Annotated in this window: 13 protein-coding genes; 8 read left to right on the top strand and 5 right to left on the bottom strand. The window is 57.5% G+C overall.

Going from position 1 to position 14,010, the window contains the following annotated elements; translation table 11 throughout:
* The first annotated feature begins 62 nt into the window (after positions 1-62).
* The 4 genes from ACH79_RS26285 to ACH79_RS26270 all read left to right on the top strand — a co-directional run bounded on the left by ACH79_RS26285 (position 63) and on the right by ACH79_RS26270 (position 3,668).
* Positions 63-263, top strand: coding sequence for a hypothetical protein (locus tag ACH79_RS26285; protein WP_161853544.1), 201 nt, complete (start codon positions 63-65; stop codon positions 261-263).
* 748 nt (positions 264-1,011) lie between these two features.
* Positions 1,012-1,818: a Spy/CpxP family protein refolding chaperone gene (locus ACH79_RS26280; RefSeq protein WP_246738131.1), complete on the top strand. Its 807-nt coding sequence runs from the start codon at positions 1,012-1,014 to the stop codon at positions 1,816-1,818.
* 95 nt (positions 1,819-1,913) lie between these two features.
* Positions 1,914-2,300: a DUF302 domain-containing protein gene (locus ACH79_RS26275; RefSeq protein ID WP_161853543.1), complete on the top strand. Its 387-nt coding sequence runs from the start codon at positions 1,914-1,916 to the stop codon at positions 2,298-2,300.
* Positions 2,301-2,993: 693 nt separating this feature from the next.
* Positions 2,994-3,668, top strand: a complete 675-nt coding sequence (locus tag ACH79_RS26270) for an N-acetyltransferase (RefSeq protein WP_161853542.1) — start codon at positions 2,994-2,996, stop codon at positions 3,666-3,668.
* A gap of 1 nt (position 3,669) precedes the next feature.
* Here the strand turns inward: ACH79_RS26270 and ACH79_RS26265 are convergent, their stop codons facing one another.
* Positions 3,670-4,038 carry a hypothetical protein gene (locus tag ACH79_RS26265; RefSeq protein WP_161853541.1) on the bottom strand — a complete coding sequence of 123 codons (369 nt, stop codon included), beginning with the start codon at positions 4,036-4,038 and terminating at the stop codon, positions 3,670-3,672.
* 1,278 nt (positions 4,039-5,316) lie between these two features.
* Here ACH79_RS26265 and ACH79_RS26260 point away from each other — a divergent pair.
* From ACH79_RS26260 to ACH79_RS26250, 3 genes are all read left to right on the top strand, one after another.
* Positions 5,317-5,496, top strand: a complete 180-nt coding sequence (locus tag ACH79_RS26260) for a DUF2934 domain-containing protein (RefSeq protein ID WP_246738130.1) — start codon at positions 5,317-5,319, stop codon at positions 5,494-5,496.
* 1,586 nt (positions 5,497-7,082) lie between these two features.
* The gene (locus ACH79_RS26255; RefSeq protein ID WP_161853540.1) at positions 7,083-7,451 is read left to right on the top strand and encodes a hypothetical protein; all 369 of its coding nucleotides are present in this window, start codon (positions 7,083-7,085) and stop codon (positions 7,449-7,451) included.
* 1 nt (position 7,452) lies between these two features.
* Positions 7,453-7,767, top strand: a complete 315-nt coding sequence (locus ACH79_RS26250; RefSeq protein ID WP_246738129.1) for a hypothetical protein — start codon at positions 7,453-7,455, stop codon at positions 7,765-7,767.
* 62 nt (positions 7,768-7,829) lie between these two features.
* Here ACH79_RS26250 and ACH79_RS26245 read toward each other — a convergent pair whose 3' ends face one another.
* The 4 genes from ACH79_RS26245 to ACH79_RS26230 all read right to left on the bottom strand — a co-directional run bounded on the left by ACH79_RS26245 (position 7,830) and on the right by ACH79_RS26230 (position 12,019).
* Entirely contained in the window at positions 7,830-8,216 is a 387-nt protein-coding gene (locus tag ACH79_RS26245) for a BA14K family protein (RefSeq protein ID WP_161853539.1), read from the bottom strand.
* Positions 8,217-8,392: 176 nt separating this feature from the next.
* Positions 8,393-9,046: a response regulator transcription factor gene (locus tag ACH79_RS26240; protein ID WP_161853538.1), complete on the bottom strand. Its 654-nt coding sequence runs from the start codon at positions 9,044-9,046 to the stop codon at positions 8,393-8,395.
* Entirely contained in the window at positions 9,043-10,989 is a 1,947-nt protein-coding gene (locus ACH79_RS26235) for an ATP-binding protein (RefSeq protein ID WP_161853537.1), read from the bottom strand. The genes ACH79_RS26240 and ACH79_RS26235 overlap by 4 nt, the downstream gene beginning before the upstream one ends.
* A gap of 814 nt (positions 10,990-11,803) precedes the next feature.
* Positions 11,804-12,019 (bottom strand): DUF2934 domain-containing protein, encoded by a 216-nt coding sequence (locus tag ACH79_RS26230; RefSeq protein ID WP_161853536.1) that lies wholly within the window; start codon positions 12,017-12,019, stop codon positions 11,804-11,806.
* 177 nt (positions 12,020-12,196) lie between these two features.
* Here ACH79_RS26230 and ACH79_RS26225 point away from each other — a divergent pair, with 177 nt between their 5' ends.
* Entirely contained in the window at positions 12,197-12,874 is a 678-nt protein-coding gene (locus ACH79_RS26225) for a hypothetical protein (RefSeq protein WP_161853535.1), read from the top strand.
* Positions 12,875-14,010 lie beyond the last annotated feature (1,136 nt).

The raw sequence follows: 14,010 nt of genomic DNA, 5'->3' as shown, positions 1-14,010 counted from the left end.
ATCATTCGCACGATCCAACCTGATAGGCTTGATCTGACCTCACGTCACCACGAGTACAGATCATGCTGAAGATTTCGATCGCTGTGTGGATAGTCTTGAGAACTGCGCTCGCGGGAAGCGCGATGATCGCGGTTTTGAGCATCCCCAGTCTCGCCATTCAGAGAATGAAGATGATTCCGGTGGCCGCATCCGTCGGCTTCCTGATCGCGATGCCGTTGTCATATCTCATAGCAATAAGGATCGGTCGCTCGATGGCCAGCTAAGCGATTAGGCCTGACTGCAAACCAGGTACAACGACGACGCCGGCACTGTCGCCTGAAAAAAGCACTCGCCCTCTCGTGCGCGCTTAGCTGATCGAGTGTTCAGCTTTGTTTGCGGCTGAAAGCTGTTGACGAATGGTCCACGAGAATCCGGCTGAACCTGGCGCGTCGGTGCCGGGGCTGAGGTTCGCACGGCATGGGCGTCGCACAGAACAATTGCAGTCCGGTCGGTTTGGAATGCTGAGCAAAACATCAATCGCCCAACGGGATGCCAACAGAAAGAGAGAGATAAAGGCCAAGGCGAGTAAATTAGCCCGCATACGCGCACGATACTCATCACCTTTGGCGATTTTTCCTTCCTAGAAATTTTATGACGTTGTTCGACATTCATTTTTCATCAACGTGGACCAGCGCCAATGGACCCGCGCATTCTCTGCGCCATCCGCGACGCCTATGTCTGCCCGGCTCGCTCTGCGGTCATACTCCTCGGAAAGGGCGTGAAGCCTAATTGCAAACTCCAGATCCCCCACAGCGTCAGCAAGCTTACGACATCTTTCAGCCCTTGCGCGGAGGATTTCACTTTGAGGACGTATTTGCCTTTCTTTTCGAGGGCTCTGCCGCCGGATTCTTCGAGCCATTCTTCCACTCCTGACCTATAGAAAAGGCCGCCCAAAAGCGGCCTTTTCTTCTTGGCAGCTGATTGTGTGCGGCGTTATGCGCCGTCTTCCAAGACCGCCACTTTACATGGCCAATGGGCAACTTCCATCGTGCGACGCACAAATCGGAATTGGATGAGAGCGAGCGTCAGGATTTTCCTGACACGCCGCCCTGGTTCATTCTGACCGCCGGCATGCCCTGCCTCATCCGGGTGACGCACCTAGACGCGGAGAGCCTCGATCGCCTGTTTGCAGCGCTGTTGATCCACCTCAATAGGACATCGATTGAACCTCGTAACAAGAGGATACCTTCGTTCGTTCGAGTGATCACGCGAACCGCGACGATCCAGGTCTCGACCCACAGATTAGAAACAATGGAGGATCATGCCGTGCTCAAATTCCATCAACTGGCTGCAGTCGCTTCCGTGTCGCTCGCAATCGCAATGTTTCCTGGAGGTGCCAACGCACAGCCTAACCGGCCCGGGGAGCATGGATGGGGACAAGGTATGGTGGGCCCCGGCATGATGATGGGTCCGGGAATGATGGGCCGAGGCAAATTCGGAGGCATGTGCAGCCCTGCTGCCGCTGGCTTTTCCGGATGGCGAATCGACCGACTTGAACAGTTGATCAAACCAACAGATGCGCAACGTGCCAAGTTTGATGAATTGAAGACGGCATCCAACAAAGCCTCCGAGGCCCTGCGCCTCTCTTGTCCAACCGAAGTACCAACCACCGCTGTCGGTCGAATGGAGTTCATGGAAAAGCGTATGGACGCGATGCTACAGTCCATCAAAACTATGCGACCCGCGTTCGAGGCCTTCTACGCTGCTCTCAGCGACGAGCAGAAGAGCCGACTGGATTCGCCTTCGGGCTGGGGGCGTTTTTGGCGGAACCTTTGGTAGATCAATCGACTTGGCGTCAACGATTGGGCCTGCAGATTTTTGTGCAAGTAGCGTTCAAGAAGGCCTGAAGTAGGCTGACTAGGAGGAGTCCCATCATGAGTTACTATTTCAGCAAGACCCTGCCGGTCAGGTTCGACGAAGCCGTGCGGCGCGCCACCGAAGCTCTAAAGCAGGGAAGCTTCGGCATTATTACCGAAATCGATGTCAAGCGAACGTTCAAAGAAAAGCTCGGGGTCGATTTCCGAAACTATCGTATCCTTGGGGCGTGTAATCCCAGGCTCGCCTACGAAGCACTTCAGCTTGAGGACAAGGTCGGCACTATGCTGCCGTGCAACGTCGTCGTTCAAGAAATCGGTCAAGATCGGACCGAGATCGCTGCAATTGATCCTGTCGCCTCGATGCAAGCAATCGATAATCCGAGCCTCAAGAAATCGGCGGAGCGCGTTCAGGTCCTGCTGCGGCAGGTCATCGACGGCATATAGGAGCTACGCTCGCTCACCTAGCCGCCCAGTAGCCGTTCCCTTGCGCCGAATCCGATCGGTAAACGACGCCCAGTATCAAACGCTATTGTTGGAATGCCGTCCGCACTACTTGTCGGTCGCTTCCGGCGGCGGAGCCGGATCGACCAACCGCCAGGTCCGCCGCGCCACGAGAAGGGCGAGGATGACTATTCCTGCGCAAATGTGAACGAACAGGCCGGAATCACGCCGCCCACCTTTGGGCAGCACATCGTCGAAAGTGCCAAGTGCCCACGCGAAAGCAACGAGGAAGACGTTCAGCCCAGGGCAGCGCCTTCGGAATCGCGCCGTAGTCCTTCGTCGAATTAAATAGCTGCATGCTGGACCCCATACTTGAAAGTATGTTCCTAGCGCGGTCGAGGTTCGTTGATTTGGATCAAGTTCATCACCGACAATTCACGAGCCTCGTTAAGGGAGCTTTCGTCATCGACGCAAACAGGATCGCGCATCATGATTCATGAACTAAATTTGGCGCGCATTCGCCGCCGGTATCTCCGATCGCATAGAGGGCGTGTGCCGTGCACGAAAACCATGTTGAATGTAGGTGTCAGCGCGGCTACCTGCCGATTCATTAAGGATCGTTGGAGATTGAGCTAACTCAATATCTCGCAACCGGCCTGACGTAGTATTTTTAATAAGTGGCTGATCGCGAACCGGATGCTTTATCGAACACCCCATCTGACCGAAAGTCTCGACGTCGCCCGCTTCATTCGCATGGCGGGAGGCGGCCTGTACGAATTTCTGTTTGATAACCTCGTGCCGCTACTATCTGCCGACGAACTGCTCGCGATTGCGATCGCCAGCGATGGCAATCCGTTTTCACACCGCAATTGCCACGTGGCGGTCAATGACGACAACGGGAGCATCATCGGCATTGCCAACGCCTTTCCAGCCGATTTGCTGAGCGATCCCAGCGACGGATTGCTGCCCGGCGAGCGCGCGGAACATATCCGGCCGATGCTGAGCCTGCTGGATTGGGGCAGCATGTTTCTGAACGCGCTCGCGGTCAGCGACCAATGCCATGGCCGCGGAATCGGCAGCCACCTGCTCGACTGGGCGCTGACTCGCGCGCGTGACCTCGGACTGCCTCGGCTGAGCCTACACGTTTGGGCAGACAATCTCCCGGCACGCGAGTACTACAAGGCGCGGGGCTTCGTTGATATTGGCGTTGCAGATGTCGCTCCGCACCCCCGACTTCCGCATCGCGGCGGCAGCGTGCTGATGAGCAGATCTTCGTCTTGCGATACCCAGGGCTCGCAGATAGCACGTTCATGCCGACTACTTGATCACCTCAAAGCACCATGCTTTAGGACCGATCAGCCGAATCAATAACTCAGTTCAGCCGCCACGTCTCGACCAGCTTTGCGGTGTTGTGGATCACTCGGTCGCTGTGCTTCAACAACCGTTCGGTATCGCGACGGACGAAGTCCAGCTGATGCCTGGTGCACTCCTGGTAGATCGTCCCGAGGTCCTTGACGGAATGAGCCTCGGCCAGTTTGACGAGAAATTCGTTGAAGATTCTCGTCTCCTCGACTGCGCGCACGAGAATTTCATTGCCGGCAAACATCATCTCGTCCAGCAGCACGTTCTGTGAGCTCACCCAAAGAGAGAAGGCATACTTGTTCGCCTTGACAAGTTGTGAGGCAGCGTCGGTCGCAAGCGGTTCATCGGTCGCGGCACTCCGTTGAGACACGTCTGACATTAGCATCGTCCTTTGCGCTGATACCTCGCTGGCGCAGCGTGTTTAGGCTACCCTCCGGTCGGCGCTTTTGATGAGGATCAAACAGGACCTTGTTCACCTCCCTATATTTCACCATGCGCACCCACCCAGATCATGACCAGAAACGCCATCACCGTGCTGCCCGAAACGCCGATTCCCGAGGCCGCCCAAAAAAAACACGTTGGGGACCTCTGTTGTTTCAATGCGCGCGCCGCCAGCGGACGGCTCAAGCAAAGCTGAGAGCCTAGCCTGCCCTGCTCAAAGTCCCGCTCTATATCGGAAGGCGGATGTCGGAATAGAAAACCGGACGCCCGTTGTGGGTCAGAGGCCTAAGTCCAGAACTAGCCTGCCCACGTCCGCTTTACCCCTCAATGTGGCCATCTGCGGTTCAGTTTAGAAGTCAACTAAAGGTAATGGTGCGGCGACGGCTACTTGGACTTCCTATGCTCTTGAATGGACTTGAGATAGTTGACAGCGTCCGTAGTGTTATCCCAATCAAAATGAAAGTTTGGCATGTCACGATGGCCACTGGGCAGACCTTTATGCAACCGTTGTACGAAGTTCTCGTCGTAAAGCGTTTCGTCGAAAAAGCTCCGAAATGGCGGGGCATCAACGTGCGGACTGCGGCCTGTCGTGCCCACGGCGCGGCATCGTCCGTACGAATTATCTGCTTTTCTCTCCGTCGCCTGCGTGCTTGGAAAGGCCGACTCCGACGTCTACCTGCGCAGTTTCCATCTCGATCTCGTTGATGAAGACACCAAATGCACTGGTGGCTTCTGTCGGAAGACAGGCAATTGAGAATTCTGGATATCGTTGGCTCGTGCGCGTTTGTTCACAGCCTGGGCATTAGCGGATGCCGCGCCCAGTCCTAGTCCGCTCTCCGGAACGTCCAACAATGGAGTTGGATGCTGATGATCTCGTCCTCCCCGTTACGCTTCGTGTCAGGAAATTCCTGACACCTTACGCCCGCTGCGCCCTTGTCCCGTAATGTCATTTGTGGCGCATTTCGAGCTCTTCACTACCACGCGAACCACGCTGTGGTTATGATAGCGACAGTCGTCGAAGAAGGCATTACGATAAAGTTTCAGTCCGCGGTGCGGAGAATTCCGCCACCGACAACACCTCTTGCAGCTGTCGAAAGGATGCCTTTGGTCTCACCTCCAAGCCGCAAATTCATATTGTCGGCTCAGAAACTCTCTGGTTGAGCGCGTACGTGGGAGACGCCCATATTTGGATCGTTCCCGTTCGAAGGAGATGACAGTGGCAGATTCCCAGAAGATGAAGATCACACGGCGAGCTTACGAACTGTGGCAGCAAGCAGGCGAGCCGAAAGATAGAGACGAAAAGTTCTATCTTCAGGCTGCGCGAGAATTGAACGAAGCTCCCGAAAAGGCAATCATGGCAACAAACCCGCCGGCGGCGTCTCAAGGACGTCTGTAACCTTTACCCTGCTACTTACGACGAAGCACTTCCTGAGAGCGGCCCGCGCATCGCGGTACGTGAAGCCGTACACGGCGGCCACGCCGCCGAGTTGCTGTGGATGACTACTATGGGAGCTCATTCAGGAGCTTCGACGATCGCAAATTCAGTATGCCCTGGGTCAATAACGCAAGCTGAATAGCGCCCTCCCCTCGTCCTCTCTCCTCGACAACGACGTGACTAGGGCCGCCGGCCGCCACGGAAGGTCTGCCGCAACGCCCTGACGGGCTTTTCCTGACATCCTCGATCTAGGCACCGTTTTAATATGCCTTCGTTGCGCGAGCAGCGGATCGAATCCGTCATAGACCGATCCGTGTCATCAAAACCATCTTCGAATATGGCTACAGCACGAGGTGAATAAGGTGAAGAGGATCGCCCATCTCGCAATTACATTCCTTCTTGCCGTGGGCAGTGGAGCGATCGTGGCGTACTCGATCGCGCACATCGCACACTACGATTTGGGCTTTGCCCGCTCCGCGCTTCGGGAGCAAGCGTTGATCTGCGCGACTCTTGTTGCGGGCCTTGTCGTGATCGAAATGCTCACGACCACGGAGAGATAGTAGGTGAGCCGACCGATGAGAATCATAGACTTGGCTGTTGCGCTCACCGTCTTTATCGGAAGTGCCGGCGTGACCGCATTGTTGACGGTACTGCTTATCCATTGCGGGCTGGGAGTCCCTCCAGCGGTATTGGGGCTGAATGCTCTCATCTCGGCTGGCGTCCTTAGCTTCGTGCTCGTGGTGGCGATGTTTGGGGGGCTGACGAGAGGGAGAAGTAGCTGGAGAATTATCGCGATAGTCGCAGTTCAAGATCGGGGGCTTGAAAATGTTCAATAGCAAGATAGTCAATAATCGACCTTTGGCGTACTGCGTTCCGTGTTCGGAAAGAACGCCGCACCGATACGAGCTGTTAGGCGTTGATGGACGGTTGACATCTAGGGCTGTCTGCCTGGTTTGCAACAATGATTCACGCAGCCAGAAGGCTCCGCAAACCGCTGCGGGATCGTATCCGTCTCCATGAGTGCCCCCGGCGCTCGACCCGCGACTTACCGATGACCGCAACTCCTTTCTGCCGAACGAGGGGCTCGCAGGCTGGATGATAGCCTGACAGGTTTTTCCTGACGCGCTCGCATTTCGTTGCACTTTAGGATGGCCCGCAATCGGCGAGCGACGGCACGTATGGAACGGGGAGCGCGACGGTGGGCCGAACCAACCGAAAGTTGATCAAGCCATCTCGAAGCAAGCAACTGCGTGAGCGGGCTACCTTTTGTAAGCGTCTGGCACTGGGCGCAGCCGACCAAAATTCGCGGCTATGCTGCAGGCGCTGGCCGACGGGTATGAAGGCGAGGCCGCGCGAGCTGAGACACAGATGGAAACGCCCGCTACGGCGCGAGAGCTGGCCGAGGGTCGTAACGCTTATGCGGAGCTCACTGGCTGAGTGACCTTGCCGACGGATTCACCCCAGCAATTTTCGAAGAAGATCACTGATTCAGCCGATTCAGGCATCTGGTCTTGTTCGCATATGTTACGTCAGCACAAGTCATGACAATGCAATACGTCCCCGGCCCGGTACGCAAATTCATACTGGAGCACGTCGCTTCAGTGGCGCAAATCGAAGCGCTGCTTCTCATCTGGTCCAGCCCGGAAGAGCGCTGGGGAGTTCCTCAGATAGCAGCCCACATCTACACCAGCGAGACGGAAACGGCGAAGGCGCTCCACGGGCTTTGTGCCGACGGGTTGCTGGTTTGCATGGACGGGGTCTTCTGCTTGAACGCGTCGGCAGAAAATGTCGAGATGATTCGAAACCTTCAGGAAGTGTACGCCCGCAACCTCATCCAGGTGACAGATGTCATTCACAGTAATTCCCAAAATGGTCCTCCAACGGCTGATCCGTTTCGGCTTCGAAAGGACCGATAAAGTGCCAGTGATCGTGTGCGGCGCTCGCAGCAAGGACGCCGCATCCATTGCGGGGTTAAGGAGTGTTTGGCACAAGCTGGCTGGCTCGGGCGCGATTCTGGCGGCGTTGATGGCCGCGCATCCGTCCTCTGCCCAAAAGCTCTATTCCTACGAACCGCTGATGATGGACCCGTATTCCACAATCTATGTCGATAACAACTCGTGTTCGGCGGGCAAGGTCTTAAAGGTGCAGGGGGCGCCGCGGAATCAACGGCGGAAGAAGAGCTGTGTGCCGATGAGTGACCTGCAGGTCCCGCGTTCGGGGGCGTCGAGGTAGCCGAGGAGCTGTCATGCGGCAAGCAGGCCATAGACGATTGTCCGCAGCACCGGCGCGCTTCCTCATGGACAGGGATGTCGATAGCCGTCGTATCCCAGATAGGTGCCCGATGCCGGATCGTACGAGCGATATCGTTGCGCGCAGTATGCGACCGCATCATTGGCCCGTGCCTGACTGTTGGCGATGGCCCCACCAATGATCGCGCCAGCGGCAACCCCACCGAGCACAGCCGCACCTGTGCCGGGGAGCCGGCGATGATACCAGCGGTGATGGCGGTGTCCGTGATGCCAGCGACGATACTGCACGGTCTCAAGCGGCCGGGCTGATCCCGCGGCGAGCCTCTCTCCCCAGGCGGCCGACATCATCAGCGTAGCGGCGGCAGGCGGGAGTGAGATCAGGGACGAGGCCCCGACGACGATGGCAGCCGAAACAAACTTCCACAGTTGCATCTGAATACTCCTTGTCGAGTCTCATCTCCAGGTTCGAGCGACAACGCGCTCCGTAGCGGGATCGTTCTGACAGGTTAATCCTGACGTTTGGCCCGAACCGCCTAGGAAGGTGCCTCTCATGCGCCATCTCAGAATGCTGCGGGAAGCGTCATTCGCTGCCACGAGTTCCGGCGCGCTCAATTTGGAGTCGTGAGCCAGCCCTGCTTGATGCCGTAGCGAACGATATCAGCCCGGCTATGCAGCCCCTTCTTTTCGGATGCCCGCGCCTTGTAGGTCTCGACGCTCTTGACGCTCACTTCGAGCTGTCCGGCAATCTGCTTATTGCTGAATCCTTGCGCCACGAGTTTGAGCACATCCTCTTCGCGCCGGCTGAGCTCACCGCCATCGCCCTCGCTCGCTAGGGTAAGTTCGGGCGCCTTCATCGACGCCTTCTCGGCTATGGCAGGATCGAGGTAGATTGTGCCCTGGTTGACGGCACGGATGGCTCGAAGCAATTCGTCTCCGGCCGATCGCTTCAGGAGATATCCCCTCGCGCCGGCTTCAAGAACCGGATGAACATAGGCACGATCTTCATGAACGGTCAAAGCAATGATCTTCACCTCCGGGCACCTCTCGCTTACCTGGCGCGCGAGTTCCATGCCGCTGAAATCCGGCAGCGAGAGATCGATTACCGCAATATCCGGGGAGCATTCGCAAATCGCCTTCAAACCCGTTGCCCCCGTATTCGCCTCACCGACAAGTTCGACGTCAGGGATGCCCTGCAGCAACGCTCGAATGCCGGCTAGCACGACAGGATGATCATCGACAAGGGCGATGCGAATGGGAGTCATCCGACGGTCACCGGCTCTTCCAGCGGTATCTGGACAAAAATCGTACTCCCTTTTCCTGGCGCGGATTCCACCGCAATCGTGCCGCGGAGAAGCCCAACCCGCTCTTTCATGCCGGAGAGGCCCAATCCGGGCGCCACCCTATCTCCGCCCGGGACATCCCTTTCGACGTTTTCCGGATCGAAACCTATTCCGTCGTCCTCGAAAACCAGCGCCAGGCCTTCTGATTTCCTCTCAAGCACAATGCTGACCTTGCCGGCCTGGGCGTGCTTCAGAACGTTGGTCAATCCTTCCTGCACCAACCGGTACAGCACCGCCGCCACGTCAGCGGGCAGCGGATTGTCTCGCCCGAACGTCTGAATATCGACACGAACGCCATAGCGCTCCTGCCAATCCGCAACGTAGGCTTCGATTGCCCTGAAAATTCCGAGGTCGTCGATGGCCGTGGGCCGCAGATCAGAGGCCGTGCGATGAATGTCACTGCCGATCTGTGCTGCCAGTTGCTCCAGCCATCGTACCTGCTCGGTCGTCGCCCCTGCGTCGCCTTTAGCCAATCCTTGCTCAAGCGCTTTCAGGCCAAGGGACAATCCCGTCACCGTCTGGCCAATCTGATCGTGCAGCTCTCGCGAAATCCGGCGCTGCTCTTCTTCCTGCGCCGAAGCCAGGCGACGAAGCAAATGAGACCGCTCGGCCTCTGCGCGCTTTAGAACATCGATGTCCGCCAGCACGCCGTGAATCAGGTGACGCCGGTTGGGCGGGCCTTCCGCCCTCCCTGCCGCACGCAACCAATATTCGCCGCGATCGTCGGACTGAATCGGGAATTCAACGCTGCTTGACTTGCCGCTCTCCAGGCAGGCGTAACCAAACGAGGCCAAGGTCGAGCGATGCGATGGTTCGACTACAGCGAAAATCTCATCGGCAGGCCATTTTGTTTCCCCCGATCGGGCGCTTGGTAGGCCCATCAGTGCGCAAAAGCGGCTACAGCCACTGAACTCGTTTGCATGCATATCCCAGCGCCAAGTACCGAGTTCGGCTGCATCGATGGCCAGCGCCCCCCGTTTTTCGCTGTCCAACAAGGCTGCCGCCGACTGAAGCGCTTCCATGCGACGCCGTTGTGCAATTTCCCGGGCGATCACCAGTCCCAGTGCGATGCCGAGCCCGACGCTCGCCGCCGTTCCGGCAAACAACAGCCGTAAGGAACGGGATACGGGAGCGTTCAGTTCAGCGACGGGAACTCCCACATGTACCGACCATCCTTCGGTCCCGGCCAGGACACGGTGGACGGTTTCAACGTCCATGCCCTCACGCGTCTGCGTTCGCAACGAATTGGAGCCACCGCGAGCAATCGCTTCCTGCACCGCGGGTGCTTTCGCGTTTGCACTGGCAGTTTTCGTGTCCGGCGTGCGCGCGACGATCTTTTCCTTGGCATCAGTCACGGTTCCCGCCCATCCGGCGGGCAGCCCGGCTTGACCAAGGATCGTGCCGATCTGATCAGGCAACAACCCGATCGTCAGGATGTAGCGGAGTTCACCATCCCTGATAACCGGGATACGCAGGGACACCAACTGCTTACCTATCGCAGCCTGGTACGGACCAAGTCCACCCAGGACCGGCTTCCGCGTGCGGAGGACCGCGCTGAAACTTTCGGCGTCGGCTACTGGTCCGAGCCGCGCACCGAGCGGCCGCAGCACGTTCAGTACGTGCTCCTGATCCGGCTTAGTCAGAGCAGCAGTCTCCCATAACGGGCGGGCGGCCACTATTCGTGTTGCCTCGCGGTAGAAATCACCCAAATTCCCATGGTCGAGCGCGGCCGAGCTTGCAAGCGTTTCCGCGACCTGCATTTCCTGAGTAATTTCGCCTTCAATCCGATGCGCAACTTGCGTCAGCGCTTCGGTGGCCGCCTTGCGGGCGTAGCTCCGTTCCTGGTCAGCTGTAATATAGGCCATCCATCCCCCGAGAAGCAGGACCGGAATGGCGGCCGTCAGAACAAGCGCAGTGAAAAGCCAAACCGCTTCTTTCGTGCGGCCTGAACCAAATGAAAGCCTGGTACTTGGGTCCGCAATCACGGATGCGCGCATATCCCCGCCGGTGTGGACTGACGAAGCTGTGGGCTTCCTTACGATGCATTCCCGGACCGGACCAGCCTTACGTTAGTCTGCCAAGCCCCCCGTCGCCGACGGAGGTCAGGTAAATCCTGACGCTTGCAGCCGTCGGTCTAACTTCCAGGCGCACTGTTTCGGTTCCGATCAAGCAAACACGCGTTCATCTAGTGTCCGCGTAGCTCGCGAATCTACCATGGACGCCAACTTCTGCGACGATTCTATGCATAATATCGGGACCCTTAGATGCCTTTCGAGATCTTGCCAGGCCATCCACGCGGCGAGAATAACGACCGGGACGGCGGGCGGTCAGGACAAGCGCGGTGAAGAGCCACATTCCCTCCTTGCTTCGCGACGAACCGGGCGGATTTGAAAATTCAGTCGGAGCACTACGCTTATCCTTTCGCCGGCCAAAATCTGGCACGGCGGGCTCTTCCTTATCCTGCATTCCCCTCTGGAATCCGATTGACATGAGCCGACGATTTTTCCTGGCTGAGGTAGAGCATTCAAGTCGCTGATGGCCCGCTCGTTCGAAGCCTGCGCGCGAGCTGCATTGCGGTCAATGCGTAGCGCTCAAGCCGTCGGCAAGTGCCGACCGAAAACTGATCTGCCGATTTGCTCCTTCACCCGTTCGGTTCAAGAGTACCATATTGCGGACGGATCAATGCAGTTTGCAGCAGATCCAGTCGAAGGTAAAGTCATAGCCGCCCTTTACAATCCGAAGCTGATTGTTGCCTTCATTGGATTTGTTGGCACCTTCGTTGAGTTCTCGCGCGGCCTGACGATAAAACTCTTCGTCTCTACCTTTCGGCTCGCCTGCTTGCTGCCACAGCTCGTAAGCTCGCCGTGTAATCCTCATTAGTTGGCCATCATCCATGTTATCTCTCCTTCCGAAGCACTCGCGGAGAAACGAAATATGGATACCTCTCTCAGGCCTCTGCCATAGAGCTTGTCGCTTAGGCGTTGACGCATCCGTACGCCGCTTGGCAGAATATGTTGATCTCGCAGAAGTATCATCAATGAATCGCGAGCCCGTGTCAGGAAAGCCTGTCGGATGCGCAATATGGAAATCCACCAATTGTGCTTGTTCAGGCGCTCTTACCAGGTCGCTAGTTGGCATTCGCGCATAAGCCGACGGTTTTTGTGGGCCATTTTGTTCATTTTGCTGTTTACCGCCTACTGCCTAGCCGGTGAAGGGAAACCCATCAGCATCACCGTGGTGGCCGACCACACGAAGGCCAACGGTGAACCCTGGGACGGCATTCCAGGCCTTGGCTGGGGGCGCGGTCCGACGGCCATTCCCATCCCCAACAAAAATGCGCCGCCGGATCTGGCGGTCTGCGTCGTTCGTTTGGAAACGCCTCCGGAATGCAGCATGCAGTATGTGAACTTGAAGCAATATTCGCTTTGCCAGAATAGCTATGATTGCATTTTCAAGCGGGTGAGCATCCCCGATGGTCCTTTCGGGCTCATCATTCTGGATTTGGACTTACGGCGGCATGACCTAGTTGGTTTCCTTTTAATGACTGCTGGAAAGGCTCTTACTCCTGACCAGCGAGCCACTTTGGAAAGTGAGATTCGGAGAAGAGCCGACCAGTTAGCGCCCCCTTTTTCCCAAGGAGAGAAGCAACGCAGGTTGAGGGAGATGCTTGTTGTTCCGATGGGCCGCTGCGCCGAAGCTAAGGGATGCAGGCTCGTCCAATCCGAAATCCGCGTAAACTCGGCCGAGTGATCCTTGCCGGGGCAGCTCCGTTCCGTCGCCACGTCAAAGGTGATACGAGCGGCAAGCCACCCTTGACGTGCTGCCGTGACGGCGCAACGGGCCGGCATCACCAATGCCCAGGTCTAGGCATTTGCCCGTGGCTTGACCCGGAAACCGCGCTAGGAGGCGTTTCTAGACGCTTCGGCTTGAGCCTTGATATCATCGTCGAGCTGACCTTGAAACAGGCCGCTATTGACTTCAGGTGCTCTTCGGATTGGCGTCGGCGAAGCGCCTGACTATGTTGCTCCGGCCAGAGCTTGGGCTGCGCCAAACTTCACACCGCGCAGCCGGGCTCGCTCGCGACCGCCGGCGGTCCGCCTAAGAATGTCCTCTCGTGTCTTTCGCACGATGTACCCGACCAGTGCGGCCAGCACTTCGCCCAATTCGTGCATGGTGTCCGCCCGCGGCTCCGCCAGCGATTTATAAGCCGCACCACGCGATGTGATCTCGGCGAGGACGCTCGGCATCTTGAAGGGGCCGCCCGCGTGAGACGATCGAGAGCCGACACAATCACGATATCCGGCCGCAGTCTGCGGAGAAGTTGGGGTGAGAACGCGGCGATTATCCTTGGTGCTGCTTTCCTTTTCACAAAAGACCCGCTTGAATGACCCGCTTGCACCGAGCCGCGGCCAGACGCGACCACGGCTGTCGCACAAGGGGCTAAACGACGAACCATGGCCGCTCCGGCTGGAGGAGAGGAATCGATCCTCCAAGCTTCTTCACGGCGGGGCGGAGCCTTTCACAGCATACTTCACTTGCCGGTATCGCAAGCCTTCCTTGGCGATTTCGTCTGAACTCAACTCCCGCTCTGCTTTCACCCGCCGAAGATCGATTTGCGAACGCAGGCTGCGGCGCACTGCGTCCACTGCGGATTGCCTGGTCGGATGCCCCACGTAGAAAAAGCAGTACTCAAAGAATGCACCACCTCTTTGGCGCCGGCCGATGCTTACGACCCACGCCTTTCTCGCGCATTCTTCCATTCGATCGCCCTGTCCCGAGATCCCACCAATCGAATCGTTCCGTGTTGTACCCGACCTTGGCCTTCGCTTGTGTCAGGATATCCCCGACAAACAAGGGTGTGTGCGCCCCCTGTAAGGCTTCCAGCA

The organism is Bradyrhizobium sp. CCBAU 051011, from assembly GCF_009930815.1.
GTDB lineage: Bacteria > Pseudomonadota > Alphaproteobacteria > Rhizobiales > Xanthobacteraceae > Bradyrhizobium.
Note: the sequence above shows the minus strand (reverse complement) of the source record. Positions and strands in the feature narration are given on the sequence as shown.